This is a genomic window from Buttiauxella sp. WJP83 (genome assembly GCF_027594725.1).
Lineage (GTDB): Bacteria > Pseudomonadota > Gammaproteobacteria > Enterobacterales > Enterobacteriaceae > Buttiauxella > Buttiauxella selenatireducens.
Genome location: NZ_CP110080.1, coordinates 3,499,613 through 3,518,798 on the forward strand (window position 1 = coordinate 3,499,613; position 19,186 = coordinate 3,518,798).

The 19,186-nt window shown below is 50.2% G+C and carries 17 protein-coding genes; 12 read left to right on the plus strand and 5 right to left on the minus strand.

All coding sequences use genetic code 11. The features are described 5' to 3' along the window. Positions 1-29: 29 nt before the first annotated feature. Entirely contained in the window at positions 30-959 is a 930-nt protein-coding gene (locus OH773_RS16205) for a LysR substrate-binding domain-containing protein (RefSeq protein ID WP_183271208.1), read from the plus strand. A 114-nt stretch (positions 960-1,073) separates the two neighbouring features. Here OH773_RS16205 and OH773_RS16210 read toward each other — a convergent pair whose 3' ends face one another. The 4 genes from OH773_RS16210 to OH773_RS16225 form a co-directional block, all read right to left on the minus strand. Continuing rightward, on the minus strand, positions 1,074-1,559 hold the full coding sequence (locus tag OH773_RS16210; protein ID WP_270139988.1) for a hypothetical protein: 486 nt from the start codon (positions 1,557-1,559) through the stop codon (positions 1,074-1,076). A gap of 4 nt (positions 1,560-1,563) precedes the next feature. Continuing rightward, the gene (locus OH773_RS16215; RefSeq protein WP_270139990.1) at positions 1,564-3,576 is read right to left on the minus strand and encodes a DUF3289 family protein; all 2,013 of its coding nucleotides are present in this window, start codon (positions 3,574-3,576) and stop codon (positions 1,564-1,566) included. Positions 3,577-3,941: 365 nt separating this feature from the next. After that, positions 3,942-4,592: a DsbA family protein gene (locus OH773_RS16220; RefSeq protein ID WP_270139992.1), complete on the minus strand. Its 651-nt coding sequence runs from the start codon at positions 4,590-4,592 to the stop codon at positions 3,942-3,944. A gap of 13 nt (positions 4,593-4,605) precedes the next feature. Then, positions 4,606-5,478: an MBL fold metallo-hydrolase gene (locus tag OH773_RS16225; protein ID WP_270139995.1), complete on the minus strand. Its 873-nt coding sequence runs from the start codon at positions 5,476-5,478 to the stop codon at positions 4,606-4,608. A gap of 106 nt (positions 5,479-5,584) precedes the next feature. Here OH773_RS16225 and OH773_RS16230 point away from each other — a divergent pair, with 106 nt between their 5' ends. The 5 genes from OH773_RS16230 (at position 5,585) to OH773_RS16250 (ending at position 11,626) form a co-directional block, all read left to right on the plus strand. After that, complete coding sequence (locus OH773_RS16230; RefSeq protein WP_270139997.1) at positions 5,585-6,493, plus strand: LysR family transcriptional regulator; 909 nt, start codon at positions 5,585-5,587, stop codon at positions 6,491-6,493. A gap of 180 nt (positions 6,494-6,673) precedes the next feature. Further along, positions 6,674-9,724, plus strand: coding sequence for a formate dehydrogenase-N subunit alpha (fdnG, locus tag OH773_RS16235; protein WP_270140000.1), 3,051 nt, complete (start codon positions 6,674-6,676; stop codon positions 9,722-9,724). An 11-nt stretch (positions 9,725-9,735) separates the two neighbouring features. Further along, positions 9,736-10,620: a formate dehydrogenase subunit beta gene (gene fdxH, locus OH773_RS16240; RefSeq protein WP_270140002.1), complete on the plus strand. Its 885-nt coding sequence runs from the start codon at positions 9,736-9,738 to the stop codon at positions 10,618-10,620. Further along, complete coding sequence (gene fdnI, locus OH773_RS16245) at positions 10,616-11,269, plus strand: formate dehydrogenase-N subunit gamma (protein ID WP_270145912.1); 654 nt, start codon at positions 10,616-10,618, stop codon at positions 11,267-11,269. The genes fdxH and fdnI overlap by 5 nt, the downstream gene beginning before the upstream one ends. A gap of 102 nt (positions 11,270-11,371) precedes the next feature. Next, positions 11,372-11,626 carry a DUF1158 domain-containing protein gene (locus OH773_RS16250; protein ID WP_270140004.1) on the plus strand — a complete coding sequence of 85 codons (255 nt, stop codon included), beginning with the start codon at positions 11,372-11,374 and terminating at the stop codon, positions 11,624-11,626. 124 nt (positions 11,627-11,750) lie between these two features. Here OH773_RS16250 and OH773_RS16255 read toward each other — a convergent pair whose 3' ends face one another. After that, the gene (locus OH773_RS16255) at positions 11,751-13,034 is read right to left on the minus strand and encodes a mechanosensitive ion channel family protein (protein WP_270140006.1); all 1,284 of its coding nucleotides are present in this window, start codon (positions 13,032-13,034) and stop codon (positions 11,751-11,753) included. A gap of 241 nt (positions 13,035-13,275) precedes the next feature. Here OH773_RS16255 and OH773_RS16260 point away from each other — a divergent pair, with 241 nt between their 5' ends. The 6 genes from OH773_RS16260 (at position 13,276) to OH773_RS16285 (ending at position 18,971) form a co-directional block, all read left to right on the plus strand. Then, positions 13,276-14,394: a YbdK family carboxylate-amine ligase gene (locus tag OH773_RS16260; protein ID WP_270140009.1), complete on the plus strand. Its 1,119-nt coding sequence runs from the start codon at positions 13,276-13,278 to the stop codon at positions 14,392-14,394. Positions 14,395-14,621: 227 nt separating this feature from the next. Beyond that, positions 14,622-15,188: a helix-turn-helix transcriptional regulator gene (locus tag OH773_RS16265; RefSeq protein WP_270140011.1), complete on the plus strand. Its 567-nt coding sequence runs from the start codon at positions 14,622-14,624 to the stop codon at positions 15,186-15,188. 171 nt (positions 15,189-15,359) lie between these two features. Next, positions 15,360-15,782 carry a (R)-mandelonitrile lyase gene (locus OH773_RS16270; RefSeq protein WP_270140013.1) on the plus strand — a complete coding sequence of 141 codons (423 nt, stop codon included), beginning with the start codon at positions 15,360-15,362 and terminating at the stop codon, positions 15,780-15,782. A 131-nt stretch (positions 15,783-15,913) separates the two neighbouring features. Next, the gene (locus tag OH773_RS16275) at positions 15,914-16,969 is read left to right on the plus strand and encodes an NAD(P)-dependent alcohol dehydrogenase (protein ID WP_270140015.1); all 1,056 of its coding nucleotides are present in this window, start codon (positions 15,914-15,916) and stop codon (positions 16,967-16,969) included. 151 nt (positions 16,970-17,120) lie between these two features. Further along, entirely contained in the window at positions 17,121-17,549 is a 429-nt protein-coding gene (locus OH773_RS16280) for a DUF2946 domain-containing protein (RefSeq protein ID WP_270140017.1), read from the plus strand. A 42-nt stretch (positions 17,550-17,591) separates the two neighbouring features. Continuing rightward, entirely contained in the window at positions 17,592-18,971 is a 1,380-nt protein-coding gene (locus tag OH773_RS16285) for a PepSY-associated TM helix domain-containing protein (RefSeq protein ID WP_270140020.1), read from the plus strand. The last annotated feature ends 215 nt before the right edge of the window (positions 18,972-19,186 follow it).

Below are 19,186 nucleotides of genomic sequence, written 5' to 3' on the forward strand. Positions count from 1 at the left end.
ACAATTCGTCGGCCCAGGGAAATCGCGTCATGAACTCCATTTTCACCGAAGAAAACCTCCAGGCTTTTACCACCACTGCCCGTTACGCCAGTTTCAGTAAAGCCGCCGTAGAGTTGGGTGTCACTACGTCTGCGGTCAGCTACACCATCAAGCGAATTGAGACTTACCTCGATGTGGTGCTGTTTGTGCGTAACACGCGCAGCATCGAACTCACCGAGTCAGGCTACTATTTCTATCGCAAGGCGACTGAGCTGCTTAACGATTTCCATGCCATCAAACGCGGTGTCGATACCATCTCGCAAGGGATTGAGGTGAAGGTGCGCATCTGCATCAATCAGTTGCTCTACACTCCGCGCCACACCGCAAAACTGCTACAAATTCTTAAGAAACAGTTCCCCACTTGCCTGATTACGATTACCACCGAGGTCTACAACGGCGTGTGGGACGCGATTATCAATAATCAGGCGAATATCGCGATTGGCGCGCCGGATACGTTGCTCGACGGCGGCGGTATCGACTACACCGAAATCGGTGCCATTCGCTGGGAATTTGCCATCGCCCCGACCCACCCGCTGGCGTTTATGCCGGAGCCGATTTCTGAAAGCCAGTTGCGCCTGTATCCCAATATCATGGTGGAAGACACTGCGCTGACACTGAATAAAAAAGTGGGCTGGTTGCTGCACGGCCAGGAAGCGATTCTGGTGCCGGATTTTAACACCAAATGCCAGTGCCAGATTTTGGGTGAAGGGGTGGGTTTTTTGCCTGATTACATGGTCCGTGAAGCGCAAGAAAGCGGTCTGCTGGTCACGCGCCAGATAAACAACCCGCGCCAGCATTCACGCATGTTGCTGGCAACCCAACACGCCGCCACCGGGCAGGTCACCCAGTGGATTAAAAAGCAGTTTGCGGCGGGTGGGTTACTGGCCGAGATTTATGGGGATTTGCTGCATCGGGAGTAGCAGGGAGATCAATCTACGGGTGTGGTTCTTGTTGTAAGTTTTGCGGATTGCGTTTTGCACAAGGCTTCATTTTATTATGTTACGGGCCCCCAGGCAGTAGCCATAGTTAGGCGGCTACTTACCGTAATCAATAAAATGAATGTAAATAGGATTTCTATCTACTACTCCTACTTTTTCATCCTCAAGAGCAGTTTTTCTTAGTTGAATGGAAAAAATTTGCTCTTCTTTTGATATACATTTTTCACGCCCAAAAACACCGTTCAAGCAATACTGATAATCACCAATCCAGTAATGGGTATCTCCTACATCAATTGCACGCTCAGTTTTATTATTCAAAAAAATAACACTATCGCATTCGGATGTAATAAGGGGCGATTTCTCTAGTATTTTATTACTATATTTAGTCCACATTCCTTTCTGGGCATAACGAGATAAAGGTGCATCATCAACTAAAACAACAGTTGATTTACAGTTCCAGCTTTCACTTTTCTCAGTGTGCTGATAGATACTGCTAACTTCCCCCTGCCTTAGGAAATATGCGTGCAATATATAAAGCACTGCAAAGAAAAATGTAGCGACAATAATTTTAAAATATTTCATCCCGTTATCCTTCTATCCATATACTGAAATTTGCTTCATTAATAAATGGTTTGAAACCATAGTTTTTATAACGTTGTAAGATAAACCATGAACAGAACCAGGATGAAATTTCAAAGCCCTTTCCGTTTACATCATCAACATCTAATCCAAAATGGTCCTGGATTTGGAATACCAATCTAATATGGAATTTTTTTTGGTGAGAATTACTAACGTTTTTATCTATGATTTCGAAATCATCAAGGTATATCTTAGTCGAGTAGGTATCATGGATAGTAATTCCAAGCCCATTAAACCAGTCTACATTATCAAATTTAGGGAGTTTAATTTGTTTGATATCATTATTTATAGCTTTCAAATCTGATTCAGATAGAGAACTAAAGCCATTTAAGTACAGTTTTTGTATAATAGATTCTCTAATCTTAGCCACGCATTCCTTTGTAGTCTCATGCTCCAAAAATGCCATATTAAGCAGTTCATGTCTTAGCACTCCGCCTTCATTCTTTCTGAATTTTTCAAACATGATCCTGATGAGAGGAGCGTATTCGCCCCACGCGGTCCAGTAGGCCATACTGTCCATGCTGGCAAAGTGCTCATTAACCGTTTTCTCAAAATCAAACAGGTTAAGCTTAAATTCCTCACCAAAAACATTCACCCGATTCAGTTTTCCCTGCACCAGTATCTGTTCTTTGGTTAAATCACCGTATTGCATATCGTCAACGGTGAAATCATTCATTTTTTTGCTCTTAACTCCATTAGCGCTGTAATAGATGAGTCGACGCTCTGCTTTCTGTAGCTGGATAATCAGGCCGCGAGGGTCGAAATGCCAGATCAGACCGTTTAACTCCTTCTGAATTTCCACCGGGAGTTTATCGAAGAAAGACTGTGCCTTAGCATGCTCCTTCAGCTCACTGTAACTTTCATCATTCATGGGTTTAGGTAGCGAGTCATTCTGTGCTTTCAGCCATGAAAAGCGGGTATCAAACGACGCAAAATTCCACTCCAGCGGGAATTTGCAAATAAACGGAATAAAATCAGCATTCTGCTTCTCCCGCGCTTTCTTAATGATCGCCGAATTGCACTGACCGTCTGGTGTTAGATCATCATCAGCAAGGGTCCAGCCTGCCCAGTCAGGGAAATCCGCATCCGTCCAGGTATTCACCTTTGGGGACGATACATCAACCCATCCTTCACCGCCGGGGTAAGCCACCCTAATCCATTCACTGTATGTTTTATGCCCGCGGGCTGCCGATGAAGGTTCGCAGATGTAATCAACAGCCATGGCCGTTTCCCCAACGCTTTGGTAATCATTGCCGACCTTATGCAGCGTTTGAGTCCGGGATCCTTCATGGGCAATATAGAGCGCTTCAGAGGTGATGCAACAAGGTGATGTGAACAAAGCATAAGGCGTGTCCCCCTTATAAATCGCTGTCCCTTCTGGAAGAAAGAAATAGCGATAACCATAAGCGGGTTTTGCTCTCCCTGGCGCGGTAACATCAAGATTGCCGTGATCACGTCCACACAGCATCTTCAGCATTTCGGAAGAGCAACACATCTGGAAATGGTACGCATTGCTTCCGCTGACCATACCGGATGTGCCAATAATCTGTCCTCGTCTGACGCGAACACCGGCTTTATCCTGAATTTCGGGTCGTACCTGGTTCATGTGCATGGTCAGTGAGTAAAACACACACGATACCGGGGCTTCACCAATCAGCATTTCATGCCGAATCAGGACGCATCCGTTATCTGTTCCGCCATCATAGTTCAGCGGTTTCTGATCCCGCTTTTCGGAAGGAGCAGGAGGGTTCGCATAAACAACCACGCCATCTGCAATGGCGCTCAGCGGCATGGTTAAAACATCGGTATCGGTATGAGGTATATGAATGCCACCGTGCCACGACTCAACACCGTTTACAGGAAAACCACGACGCGGGTCTACGGGCATAGCCCGCATTATCCATGCGGCATAATCTTCATTGACCCTACGAGGAAAAAGGATTGGAGGTGAAATGTGCATAGAAGCTTTCCTTACTTATTAATCCACTCAAAGCGCAAAAATAAATGAGATGACAGAACGGTGCAGGATAAAAAAACTAATCTCTGTCGGAAATAGTGGCTCAGGCATCTAAGCAGTACGACACACAGAAATAAAAACCAAAGAAAATCAATTTATTATAATTTTAAAATTGTGTAATTTTGAGGATATTCCGAGAACAACTCACTGCATAGGGTGGAAATACAGAATCAGCCCCTGCTATGGCAAAAGAATATAATTTTTCATTCTTTTCCAGATCAGGGACTGATTTGCAGTCTTCAATTCAGGCGGCGGGCGGGTTACTGGCCGAGATTTATGGGGATTTGCTGCATCGGGAGTAGCGAGGTTTACCGAGCGCTAACGTATTCGTGCAGTAAAGCCTGCCACGCCTTCGCATCGCCAAGGTACTGCCCGACCGGAAGGACATGGAGCTGGCCTTGCGCATCTTCCAGCACGAAGGTGGGGAACCCTGGCCCCTGAACTTTTGCCAGCAGCGCACGGCTCTGGGCGATATGGTCAGCAAGCGTAGTCGTCTCAATTAACGCCATTTCCTGCATAAACTCATCCACAGGGAATCCGGCCTCTTGTGCCAGCCCTTCCAGCACCCGCATATCCGCTACGCGTTTACCCTGTTGATAATGCGCAACCTGAATCAGGTGCAGCATCTCCAACCCTTGCCCGTCGAGCTTCTCAGCGGCGAGGATCGCACAGGTCGGCGGTGCTGAGTCCATCATCGCGGTGGTATCCAGCAACAAACCGTTGATATACGCCTCGCCAAACGGCTGCCCGGTCATGGCGGCAATCCTTGCGTCATGCTCAATCACATGACCGCGCCATTGCGCATCAATTTTGCGACGATGGCTGCCCACCATCATGCCGCCACCATGCAGGGCGATGGCAAGGCCAGGAACCGCCCGGGCGGCATCCACTAGCGGTGCAGCACCGTAGCACCAACCGCACAGCGGATCGAAAATGTAATGCAGGGTCGTTGTGCTCATGATTTACCTCGTATTATTGCGGCCATTTCATTTCGTTTTTCAGCACTTTAGCGCTGAGTTCCAGGCTCGATTCATCTTTCAGATTTGGGTACTGTTTTTTCATCATCGCAATCAGTTCTGCCGAATCTTTTGCCTTGGGTAAAGCCACTTCCAGCGCGGTGAGGTAGTTTTGCGTGAAGGTTACAGACTCCAGCGTTTGCGGCGCACCCGGTAAGAAATGGCCCGGCACCACGACTTTCGGCTTCAGAGCTTTAATGCTTTCCAGCGTTTGCTGCCAGTCGGCGCGAGACTTCGCGGTTTGCGTATCCGCGACCCATAAATGAATATTATTGCCGGAAACCGGCACTCCACCGACGACCGCTTTTAACGCAGGGATCCAGACAAAGGTACGATCTGCCGTGTTGCCTTTCACTTCAATCTGATGCCCGTCAACGGTAAAACGGTTACCCGACAACGGCTGCGGGACGATAATCGTCTGCGGCGCATTGTCTTTCAGAATCGGCCCCCAGTACGCCAGCTTGCCCTCTTTTGAAGACTCAATCGCGTTAATCGTTTCTGGGGTTGCAACAATTTTAGCTTTCGGGAACGCGGCATGAATTTTATCCAGACCAAAATAGAAGTCTGGGTCTGAATGGCTGATATAAACCGTGGTCAATGTTTTGCCGGTGGCTTTAATTTTCTTTACCAGTTGTTCGGCATCGTTACCCTGGAATTGAGCATCGATCAGCACCACTTCATGGTCGCCGCTGATGATTTCAGAGGACACCGGGAAAACGCTCTTTTCGCCGGGATTATAGACGTCCATCTTCAATGGGCTGGCGGCATTCGCCCAGGTGCTGACGCCAATAAGTGCCAGTGCCAGTAATGGTTTTTGATTTTTAAACATGGTCGATGTCCTGATTGGTCATAAATGATGGGCACATCTTACGTTGCACAAATCGAGACAAAAACCCGATAATAAGCAACTATTCATTGCGTAAATCGGACGAATCATGGATCGCCTTACGGCAGCAAACGTCTTTATCACCATCGTCGAACGAGGCAGCATGATTGCCGCCGCTGAACACCTTGAGATGTCGCGCGCTATGGTCACGCGGTATCTGGCGCAAATGGAAGAGTGGGCGGGCGCCCGGCTTTTGCATCGCACCACACGCAAGTTGAGCCTGACGGACGCGGGCGAGCGTACGCTGGCGCTCTCACGCAAAATGCTCGATGTAGCGAACGACATAGACCGGGTTGAAGACTCGCAAAGCGATGAAATTCGCGGCTTATTACGCATCACCTGCTCGCAATCGCTGGGACAAACCGCGTTGGTGGGTGCTGTGACTCAGTTCCTGAAACAGCACCCGTTAGTGACGGTTGATTTGCAGATGAACAACCGTACGGTGAATCTGGTGGAAGAGCGCATCGATCTGGCGCTTCGCATCACCAATGAACTCGATCCCAATCTGATTGCCCGTCCGCTTTCAATATGCCAGTCCGTTGTTTGCGCCTCACCGGAATATCTGGCTGCGCACGGCACGCCGCAACATCCCGAAGATCTCGCCAGTCATAATTGCCTGACCTATTCGTGGTTTGGGAAAAGCCTGTGGTATTTCGAGCGCGACGGTGAACAATCAAGCGTCGCCGTCAGTGGCAACCTTAGTGCCAACGAATCCGTGGTGTTGCTGGCCGGGACATTACAAGCCGCCGGTATCTCAATGCAGCCGTATTATTCAGCCGCCCCGCTGCTGGCCACAGGTGAACTGGTTGAGTTATTACCCGACTACCAGCCACAGCAAATGGAGATTTACGGCATCTATACCTCCCGCAAACAGATGCCTGCGGCGCTGCGTTCAATGCTGGATTTCCTGGTGGAATGGTTTGCCTCAGATGAGCAGTGGCTGAAGATGATGCGTTAACGCGGTATCACTCAACCTGTATATATCCCTGCATCAAAAGTGGTTATTAAACGCGCATCTCATCTACCTCTTAAGGAGTGTTTCGCTACCCAATGTTTATTGGCTTGATTTTGCTCAATAACCCACCGGCAACTGTTGGTATTTTCGCGGCCATTCATACGTCATAACAGTGAGGTTACGATGGACGTCAGTCGCAGAAAATTCTTCAAAATCTGTGCCGGCGGTATGGCAGGAACAACCGCCGCGGTTCTGGGTTTTGCACCCAAAGCGGCACTTGCGGAGGTGCGCAATTACAAGCTTATGCGCGCGAAGGAAACCCGCAATACCTGTACATACTGCTCCGTAGGATGTGGATTGTTGATGTATAGCCTGGGCGATGGCGCGAAAAACGCTAAATCCAGTATTTTCCATATTGAAGGTGACCCGGATCATCCGGTCAACCGTGGTGCGTTATGCCCAAAAGGCGCAGGCCTGCTGGATTACATCCACAGTGAAACCCGCCTTCGTTACCCGGAATATCGCGCACCAGGCTCCGATAAATGGCAGCGCATCAGTTGGGATGATGCGTTTACGCGCCTTGCCCGCCTGATGAAAAACGACCGCGATGCCAACTTCGTTGAGAAGAACGAACAAGGCACTACGGTGAATCGCTGGCTCTCCACCGGCATGCTGTGCGCCTCTGCGGCCAGCAATGAAACCGGGATGTTGACGCAAAAATTTGTGCGCTCACTCGGCATGTTAGCGGTAGATAACCAGGCACGCGTCTGACACGGACCAACGGTAGCAAGTCTTGCTCCAACATTTGGTCGCGGTGCGATGACCAACCACTGGGTTGATATCAAAAACGCCAACGTTGTGATGGTGATGGGCGGCAACGCCGCTGAAGCGCATCCGGTGGGTTTCCGCTGGGCGATGGAAGCCAAAAACAACAACGACGCCACGCTGATTGTGGTCGATCCGCGCTTTACCCGCACCGCTTCGGTTGCGGATATTTACGCGCCGATTCGCTCCGGCACCGACATTACTTTCCTGTCGGGCGTGCTGCTGTACCTGATTTCCAACAACAAAATCAACGCCGAGTACGTCAAAAGCTACACCAACGCCAGCCTGCTGGTGCGCGATGATTTTAGCTTTGATGACGGGCTGTTTAGCGGCTATGACGAAGCCAAACGCCAGTACGACAAAAGCAGCTGGAACTATCAGTTTGACGAAAACGGCTATGCAAAACGTGACGATACGCTGACCGATCCACGCTGCGTGTGGAACCTGCTCAAAGAACACGTCTCCCGCTATACGCCGGAAATGGTCGAACACATCTGCGGCACGCCGCAGGCAGATTTCCTGAAAGTGTGTGAAGTGCTGGCCTCCACCAGTGCGGCTGACCGCACCACCACGTTCCTCTATGCACTGGGCTGGACGCAACACACCGTGGGCGCGCAGAACATCCGTACCATGGCGATGATCCAGTTGCTGCTTGGCAATATGGGTATGGCGGGCGGCGGCGTGAATGCCCTGCGCGGGCACTCCAACATTCAGGGTTTGACCGATATCGGCCTGCTTTCCACCAGCCTGCCGGGTTATCTGACTCTGCCGTCTGAGAAGCAAACCAGTCTTGAAACCTATCTTGCCGCCAACACGCCAAAAGCGACGCTGCCAGGCCAGGTGAACTACTGGAGCAACTATCCGAAGTTCTTCGTCAGCCTGATGAAATCGTTCTATGGCGATGATGCGCAAAAAGATAACAACTGGGGCTTTGACTGGCTGCCGAAGTGGGATCAGTCCTACGACGTGCTCAAGTACTTCGACATGATGGATCGCGACAAAGTCACGGGATACATCTGCCAGGGCTTTAACCCGGTGGCTTCGTTCCCGGACAAAAACAAAATCGTTGCCAGCCTCAGCAAGTTGAAATATCTGGTGATTATCGATCCGTTAGTGACCGAAACCTCCAACTTCTGGCAGAACCACGGCGAGATGAACGACGTGAACCCGGCGGCAATCCAGACCGAAGTGTTCCGTTTGCCATCGACCTGTTTTGCCGAAGAAGACGGCTCGATTGCCAACTCCGGGCGCTGGTTGCAGTGGCACTGGAAAGGCGCGGACGCACCAGGCGAAGCACGCACCGACGGTGAAATTCTGGCGGGCGTTTACCACCGGATGCGCGAGCTGTATCGCACTGAAGGCGGTAAAGGGGCAGAACCGCTGCTGAAAATGAGCTGGCATTACGACATGCCGGACCATCCGGAATCCGAAGAGGTCGCTAAAGAGAGCAACGGCTATGCGCTGGAAGATCTCTACGACCCAACGGGTGTGCTGCTGGTGAAAAAGGGCCAGTTGCTGGACTCATTCGCACAACTGCGTGACGACGGTTCGACCGCATCCGCCTGCTGGATTTACACCGGTAGCTGGACGTCGAAAGGCAACCAGATGGCGAACCGCGACAACGCCGATCCGTCTGGCCTGGGTAACACGCTGGGCTGGGCCTGGGCGTGGCCGATGAACCGCCGCATTATCTACAACCGCGCATCTGCCGATCCACAAGGCAAACCGTGGGATCCGAAACGGATGCTGATCAAATGGAACGGGACGAAATGGGTCGGCAACGACATTCCAGACTTTGCCGTGACGATCCCTCCGGGCAGCGACGCCGGGCCGTTTATTATGCAGCCGGAAGGTTTAGGTCGCCTGTTTGCCATCGACAAAATGGCGGAAGGGCCGTTCCCTGAACACTATGAGCCGTTTGAAACGCCGCTCGGCACCAACCCGCTGCATCCGAACGTTATTTCGAACCCGGCGGCTCGCCTGTACGAAGCCGATGCTAAACGCATGGGTAAACGTAATGAGTTCCCGTACGTCGGCACCACTTATCGTTTGACCGAGCATTTCCATACCTGGACCAAACACTCGCGGCTTAACGCCATCGTGCAGCCGGAACAGTTTGTGGAAATCAGCGAGGGGCTTGCGAAATCGAAAGGCATTGCCAACGGCGACCACGTTAAAGTCAGCAGTAAACGCGGCTTTATTCGTGCGGTGGCGGTAGTGACGCCGCGCCTGCAAACGCTGAACGCGGGCGGGCAGGAAGTGGAAACCATCGGTATTCCGCTGCACTGGGGCTTTGAAGGCACGGCGCGTAAAGGCTATCTCGCCAATACGCTGACGCCGTCCGTCGGTGACGCCAACTCGCAAACGCCAGAGTACAAGGCGTTTCTGGTCAACATTGAGAAGGCGTAAGGAGCGAACTCATGTCCATGCAATCTCAGGATATTATCAAGCGTTCGGCTACCAACGGGATTACGCCGCCGCCGCAAGCTCGTGACTTCAAGGAAGAAGTCGCCAAGCTGATTGACGTCTCAAGCTGTATTGGCTGCAAAGCCTGCCAGGTCGCCTGTTCGGAGTGGAATGACATCCGCGATGAAGTCGGTCATTGCGTGGGGGTTTACGATAACCCCGCCGATTTGAGCGCCAAATCCTGGACGTTAATGCGCTTTAGCGAAACCACGCAAAACGGCAAGCTGGAGTGGCTTATCCGCAAGGATGGCTGCATGCACTGTGAAGATCCGGGCTGCCTGAAGGCGTGCCCGTCTGCCGGTGCCATCATCCAGTACGCCAACGGCATCGTCGATTTTCAGTCGGAACATTGTATTGGCTGCGGTTATTGCATCGCCGGTTGCCCGTTCAATATTCCGCGCCTGAATAAAGACGATAACCGTGTCTACAAATGCACCCTGTGTGTCGACCGTGTGAGCGTGGGCCAGGAACCGGCCTGCGTGAAAACCTGCCCGACGGGTGCGATTCATTTTGGCACTAAGAAAGAGATGCTGGAGATGGCCGACGAGCGCGTGGCGAAGCTGCAAAAGCGCGGTTATCCGCACGCGGGAGTCTATAACCCGCAGGGCGTGGGCGGCACACACGTGATGTACGTGTTGCATCACGCTGACCAGCCGGAGCTGTATCACAATCTGCCAAAAGACCCGCAAATCGACCTACCGGTTAACCTGTGGAAAGGGATCCTCAAACCGTTATCGGCGGCCGGTTTTATCGCCACCTTTGCCGGGCTGATTTTCCATTACATTGGCATCGGGCCGAACGAAGAGGTGGATGAAGACGAGGAGGAACATCATGATTAAGCAGAGCAAATCGATCGTCAGGACGAAATTTATCGACCGCGCCTGCCACTGGACGGTGGTGATCTGCTTTTTCCTGGTCGCACTTTCCGGTATTGCGCTGTTCTTCCCGACGCTGCAATGGCTGACGCAAACCTTCGGTACGCCGCAAATGGGGCGCATTCTGCACCCGTTCTTTGGCGTGCTGATTTTTGTCGCGCTGATGTTTATGTTTGTGCGTTTCGTGCATCACAATATCCCAGAAAAGCAGGACTGGCCGTGGATTAAAAATATTGTCGAAGTGCTGAAAGGCAACGAGCATAAAGTGGCGGATGTCGGCAAATATAACGCCGGACAGAAGATGATGTTCTGGACCATCATGAGCATGATTTTCGTGCTGCTGGTGACCGGCGTGATTATCTGGCGGCCTTATTTTGCTGATTTCTTCCCGATGAAAGTGGTGCGCTACAGTCTGCTCATCCACGCCACGGTCGCGATTATTCTGATCCACGCCATTCTGATTCATATGTATATGGCGTTCTGGGTGAAAGGCTCGATTAAAGGGATGATCGTCGGCAAAGTGAGCCGCCGCTGGGCGCAGAAACACCATCCGCGTTGGTATCGCGCGATTCTGGCCAAAGAAGCGAAGAAAGAGAGCACTGAAGGGCTGTAATGGTTCAATTCTGCTTCCCCGCCGGGGAAGCAGAAATTTGAATCAGCGGCTATTTTCCCGGACAATGGTTTTTAACAGTCTTACTCATTCCCGGCGAATAATATGAAACACCCTCTGGAAACCCTGATGAGTGCTGGCGGTATTTTGCTGCTGGCCTTTTTCTCTTGCCTGCTGCTGCCAGCCCCTGCGCTGACGCTCGATCTCGCCAAAAAATTGATAGCGACCTTCCATTTGCAGGATTTAAACCAGCTGTACACCATCATCTTTTGCCTATGGTTTTTGGCGCTGGGTGCCATCGAATACTTCGTGATTCGCTTTGTCTGGAAGCGTTGGTTTTCAATCGACAGGGATGCGTAGAGATGAATTTCAGGCGGTGAAATACCGCCTGATTCATGGAGTTTATTGACTGACCATTGGTGCTACACCCTAAATAATTCGAGTTGCAGGAAGATGGCAAAAGAAGGAATCCCGATGAGCTTACTCAAGTAAGTGATTCGGGTGACTGAGAGCCGCCAACGCACCTGCAGCTTGAAGTATGACGGGTGCGGATGTCGTTGCCGGTCGGTGCCTGATGAATACGCAATCCAAACTCATCGACTACAGCAAATATATGCTCGAAGATATCAGCCTGAATGGCTTCATATTCCAGCCACACAACCGTATTGGTGAAAGCATAAATCTCGATGGGTAAACCTTCTGCGCCCGGCGCTAACTGACGCACCATTAAGGTCATGTCTTTACGAATACGCGGATGGTTTTGCAGATATTCTGTCAGGTAAACCCGGAATGTCCCGACGTTTGTCATGCTACGCGCGTTAAGTACAGAAACCCCATCGCTATTATGTGTACGGTTATAATCTTCAATTTCTTTCGTGCGCGAGTCCATATAAGGTTTCAATAGTCTCGCTTTCATTAATCGTGCAATTTCATCTTCAGACAGAAAATGAATACTGGTGGTATCAATATTAATACTGCGTTTAATACGACGGCCACCCGACTGCGACATGCCACTCCAGTTTTTAAAGGCATCTGAAACCAGGGCATAAGTGGGGATCGTGGTAATGGTATTATCCCAGTTACGGACTTTGACGGTGGTCAAGCCAATATCGGTAACCGCACCATCCGCGCCATACTTAGGCATTTCCAGCCAGTCGCCCAATTTCAACATGCGGTTTGCTGAAAGCTGAATACCGGCAACCAGCCCCAGAATCGGGTCCTTAAATACCAACATCAGTACCGCAGCCATCGCGCCCAGACCGCTTATCAGAATAGCGGGTGACTGGCCAATGATGCGTGAGACAATCATGATACCAATAACGATAGAGGCGATCAGTTTCACGCCCTGGAATATTCCTTTCAGCGGGATATTCGACGAAATAGTAAATTTTTGTGATAAATTATAAATAACATCCAATAGAGAAAATAGCGACAGCAAAGAATACAGCATAATCCACAGCTGAGCGCAGATAATCAATATTGTGCTGATGTCGCTGCCTGCCTGCATCCACAATACGACCTGGATATTGACAATTACCCCTTGCAGGGTTAACGCAACTCGTTGAAATAACTTATTTTCTGTAATAATTTGCAGCCATAAATGCTGGCTGGATTTGGCACGTTTCTCAAAGGCTCGTAACACTATTCTGTGAAGAATAAAATGCACAACCAATGCGATGGTAAAAATAATACCCAGCACTACTAATATCGATGTCGTCGGATCAAGAACAACCCCAAAATGACTTAAAAATGAAACCAAATCTTTCATAATAACTCCTTACTAAACAGGGCATATAATGCTGGGGGATAAATTCATCTGCAACCCTTATTGCATTTTTAATTTCCTGAATATTCTTTACAAGATTTTTATTGCTTTGATGTAAAAGACAATTATTAAACCAAATAATCGCAATATAAAGCCGCCTGGTTGATTGGGGTGAATTCCACACGGCTGGCTATACTAAACGCACGAATGCACTCAGCGCGGGTGCAAAAAGCGAGATGACAGTATGCCACTCAGTGATTTTGCCCATTCTGACCCCTACACTCTCGGTATTGAGCTGGAATTGCAAATCATCAGCCCGCCTGCCAACGATCTCAGCCAGGACTCATCGCTGTTGGTTGACGCGCTCAAGGGCGTTGTGACCGAAGGCGAGGTCAAACATGACATCACTGAAAGCATGTTGGAAATAGCCACTGGCGTATGTACTGACATCGCGCAGGCAAGTTCGCAGCTTGCAGGCTTACGCCAGCACGTATTGCAGGCGGCAAGCCAACATCATCTGGCAATTTGCGGTGGGGGAACACATCCGTTTCAAAAATGGCAGCGCCAGGAAGTGTGCCAAAGTGAACGTTATAACCAGACACTTGAGCTATTCGGCTATTTAATGAAGCAGGCCACTGTTTTTGGCCAACACGTTCATGTTGGATGCGAAAACGAAGAAGACGCTATCTATTTAATGCATGGACTATCGCGCTTTGTTCCGCATGTTATCGCCCTCGCTGCATCGTCGCCTTATATTCAGGGCAGTGATACCACTTATGCTTCATCACGCCTGAATATTTTTTCCGCCTTCCCGGATAACGGCCCAGCCCCGTTCGTCAGCAACTGGCAAGAATTTAAATGGATGTACCAGCGCCTCGAGTCCAGCAGCATCGTGCAGTCGATGAAAGACCTGCATTGGGATATTCGCCCCAGCCCGCACTTTGGCACGGTTGAAGTGCGTGTGATGGATACACCTTTAACCATCACGCGTGCAATTAATATTGCCGGTTTTATTCAGGCGCTGGCGCATTGGCTGCTTAGCGAACGTCCGTTTGTTCCACGTTCCGAAGATTATCTGTTGTATCGTTTTAACCGTTTTCAGGCCTGTCGTTTTGGCTTTGAAGGGATGCTGACTGATGTCCGCAACGGTGAACAACGCACGTTGGCAGAAGACATTTTGCCACTGCTTGATACTCTCGCACCTTACGCCGCGCCACTACAGGCAACCTCGGCGTTAGAAGCGATTGAGGGCTACGTTCGCCACAACGACAGTGACACTCGTCGCATCCGTCGATTTATTACCGAAGGCGGACTGTTAACCGAGTTGGTGCGCGAACATTGTGACATCTGGGAAAAAGAGTAAATTTATTTTCCTGATTTAAAACTATGGAGGGTAATTATTACCCTCAAAGTAATTGAGATATAAATATAATTAGCCACCCTAAATTATTCTTTAATCAATACTTAATGAAGAGATGATTTACTTCCTGAAAAACCATGTTAAAGTTGCGCGAAATAATCACCACCTCATTGATAACAAAAATACCACAACATTCCATTATTGAATGTCTTATTAAAAGGATTTAGAGCATGACTCACTCATCAAATTTCCTGATGAAGAATGTTTTTATATTGAGCGACAACCATTATTTATTACCTGGGGTAAAACACCTCTTATCCACCTTTTGTCAGGATGACGTCACGTTCAATGTTAAGCACATCGCTAACAATAAGTTAAACGAATTCTTTGAGGAATTAAGCTCGCAAGAAAATAACCCCCACTCAGTTAATTATTTCATCGTTGAAAAACAGGTATTTTATATCCTGAAGTTAAATAACATTTCACTTGCTGGCATTCTTATCCCACCCACGGTGGCAATAAGTGAACTGCATAATATTTTGCTAAAGCACAATAAAAAAGATAAATTCCTGAATTCCGAATTTTACTATCGAAATACACATTCACATCGTGAAGTTGAAGTGGTATCGATGCTGCTGGAAGGCATTCAGCCCAAAAACATCGCAGACACGCTAGGGATCTCAATAAAAACGGTGAGCCACCACAAACAAATTGCGATTAAAAAAAGTGGTTTCTCAAACTTTAATGAATACTACATGCGTAATTTAACCATCCATCCTTTCATCCATCAGCGTTGATTTATGAATTTGGCTCATAGCTCCTTTCGTATTGAGCTGGCTAATCGCCAAATTGATGGGGTGGTAGAGTTCCATTTTCGGATAACACGGCAATCCTGAACGAGTTTCCTATACTTCAGAGTCACTGTTGTCCATTTAACCCCGGCAGCAAACGCCGACGTGGAGGAAAAAATGGAAGAAATGCTGAAAATCACCCCGGCGGGCTCCCAGCCCTCTCAATCGGGTCCGGAAAGTTACTTCACAGGTAGAGTCCGTATTGACGCACCTTTCCAGACCACTCCCCCAGCACGCGCTGGCGGCGCAACCGTCACTTTTGAACCCGGTGCGCGTACTGCCTGGCATACCCATCCCCTTGGCCAAACCCTGATTATTACCCACGGTCATGGCTGGCTACAGGAATGGGGTGCAGAAATTCGTGAAATCAACCAGGGCGATATTGTCTGGATACCCGAAGGCGTAAAGCACTGGCACGGTGCGACGCCCGACAATGCCATGACCCATATTGCAATCGCTGAGTCCCTGAACGGCACCCCCGTTGAGTGGATGGAGCATGTCAGCGACGATCAGTATAAAAAAGATACCCTTCATTCTTGAAGTTGCTTCTGCGTTGGCTTCACTCACTCACCCCAGTCACTTACTTGAGTAAGCTCCTGGGATTCATGAGTTTGCCGCCTTGAAGAAACTTCAATTATTTTGGGTATCGCATCCCAATTCGGAGAACAATCATGACGATGAAAGTGCTCGGTTATGCTGCCCAATCCGCAGATGCTCCCCTTGCTCCATTCGAATTTATGCGACGAACACCGCGCCCTGATGATGTTGTCATTGAAGTGATGTACTGCGGTGTCTGCCACTCCGACCTTCACCAGGCGCGTAACGACTGGGGCTTTAGCCAGTACCCGTTAGTGCCAGGCCATGAAGTGGTGGGCCGCGTGGCTTCAGTTGGCAGCAACGTGACCAAATTCAAGCCAGGCGATTACGCAGGAATTGGCTGCATGGTGGACTCCTGTCGCATCTGCCATCCCTGTAAAGAAGGACTTGAGCAATATTGCGAAGAGGGCAACGTGCAGACTTACAATGGCGTCGACCGCCATGACCACCAGCCGACTTATGGCGGCTATTCGCAAACCATTGTCGCTTACGAAGATTTTGTCCTGAAAATGCCGGACGGTATGGACCTGAAAGGTGCAGCACCGCTGCTGTGCGCCGGTATCACCACCTGGTCACCGCTGCGCCACTGGAACATTGGTGAAGCCAGTAATGTGGCCGTTATCGGGCTGGGGGGTTTAGGCCATATGGCGCTGAAACTGGCGAGCGCTATGGGTGCAGAAGTCACGCTGTTCACCCGTTCGGCCAGCAAAGAGGCGGATGCTCGACGCCTGGGGGCGCATCACATTGTGCTCTCCACGGATGAAACACAAATGGCGTCGGTGAAGAACCAATTCGATTTAATCATCGACACCGTTCCTTACGCTCACGACATCAATCCCTATATGCCGACACTGACGCTGGATGGAACGCTGGTGTACGTCGGGCTGTTGGGCAGCATTGAGCCGCCTGTCAGCACCTTGCCGTTGATTCTGGGACGGCGTTCGGTTGCGGGTTCATGTATTGGCGGCATCAAAGAGACACAAGAGATGCTGGATTTCTGCGGCGAGCATGGGATTGTTTCGGATATCGAAATGGTCAACATCCGGGATATTAACGAAGCCTATGAACGGATGTTAAAAAGCGATGTGAAGTACCGTTTTGTGATTGATATGGCATCGCTCAAGGCCTGATGCTGTTGGAAAGCGGAACGATTCCGTTCACTAGAGGGTGAACGGAACGTCTGCGAGACGTACACCACATTTTACCTCATCTAAATTTTTAACAATCACCTCATTCCATGTACAATCGCGCAACAATAAATTACCAGAGTAGTTTGCCCGATTGCCGTCACTTTTCACTCTTTCACGCCATAAAGGGTTATCAGCGCTCGCGTTACTGGCGATGCTGATGCTTTTTATCGCCCCTGTGATTTCCAAATCACTGGAGCACTCGAAAGTTGCGAAAGACGGTGAGCATCAGATGGCAGGCCACTCAAGTGGCATGATGATGGAAATGGGGGCGATGAAAATGTCCGCCACTTCTCATCTGATGCCGGATGCAGGCGCATCATTGATGGACGATATTGCCTGCGGATACTGCCAGTTGCTGTTGCATATCCCGCTGATTGTCTGGCTGTTTATTCCATTTATCTGGCTCGCATGGCGCATTTCAGGTGCGCTGCCTCCGCCCGTTATCGCCCCAGTTTTGGCTCAGCATAACGATGCTGACGCCCTGCCCCGCGCACCTCCTTCTGTTGTGCTGTTTCGTTAAAAAATCACATTTACTAACGACACTGTTCTTCAGAGGTTAACCATGTCTGTGAATCACTCTCAGCTCGCCTGTCGCGGTGCGCTGCTGACGCTTGTGCGTCGTCTGCATTTTTACATTGGCCTGTTTATCGGCCCGTTTATTTTCGTCGCCGCCCTGACGGGTACACTCTACGTACTGACACCACAAATTGAGAATGCGCTTTACCATCAGGCATTGCACACCGACAGCAAGGGCGAAAACCAACCCCTTTCACAGCAGATTGCCGCAGCACGTCAATATATCGGCGAAGATGCCGCTATTTACGCGGTACGCCCTGCCCCGCAAACTGGCGATACAACACGCGTGCAGTTTGTCGACCCGACATTAGGAGAGTCCGAATCAAGAGCTATTTTTGTCGCCCCTGACACGCTGGCTATTCAGGGAGAGTTGACGGTATATGGCACCAGCGGCGTGCTCCCGCTGCGGACCTGGATTGACCAATTCCATCGCGGTTTATTGCTGGGAGATGTGGGCCGAATTTACAGCGAACTGGCGGCTTCGTGGCTGTGGATTGCCGCATTAGGTGGCGTGATTCTGTGGTTAACGTCACGTCCAAAAAGAAAACTAAAAGTACGACAAACCCCGCAAAGAAAAGCGCGCCACTGGCACATTACGCTGGGTGCTACCCTGCTGCTCGGGCTGCTCTTTTTCTCCGCAACCGGGCTGACCTGGTCACAATGGGCGGGAAATAATATCGACAAGATGCGCAGCTCGTTGGGTTGGATGACGCCGCAGGTGAATACCGCGTTAACCCCGCAAACGAGCCACCAGCACGCCGATCCCCACGCAGAACATCACGCTATGATGCCGGGAATGGTGATGCCAGATGCGAATGACAGCAACTGGGACAAGGTGCTCCATGCCGCTCGCACTGCGGGAATTGAATCTGACAAGGTGGAGATCCGCGCGCCACGTGCAGCAGGAAAAGCCTGGACTGTGACTGAAATTGACCGCGCGTGGCCGACTCACGTCGATACGGCGGCGATTGATCCGAATGGCTTTAAGGTCATCGACCGGACTTATTTCGCTGATTTCCCAATGGTTGCCAAACTCACACGTTGGGGAATTGATGCTCACATGGGGGTGTTATTCGGGCTGCCTAATCAGCTGTTGCTGGCGGCGTTTGGTTTTGGTCTATCCGGGATGATCCTTCTGGGTTACCGCATGTGGTGGCTCAGACGCCCAGCCATGACTGCGAGCCATCCCGCACAAACACTCAGCGAGGCGTGGCTTGCGCTGCCTCTCGTCTGGCGCTGCGCCATGGTGATTATTGCCCTGCTACTGGGCTTTGCGTTGCCGGTGATGGGCGTCAGTTTGCTGTTATTCATCGCCACTGATTTTGCCCGCTGGCGGATGCAAGCCCTTAAGCCGCAGATCTCATAAAGCGAACACTCAACATGCCATCCGCCGGTAGCAAGGTAAAACCGGTGGGTGGTGCTGACCATTCTGTCTCAAATCCCCCTCAAATATTGGTCCTACCAATCCCGCCAAAAATGTGACTGGTTTACCCATACCAACAAAATTAGTTACACGCTTATTGCCATTGGTTAACAAAAGATTAACCTTTACGCATTACTTCCCCTACATCGCCAGATTGG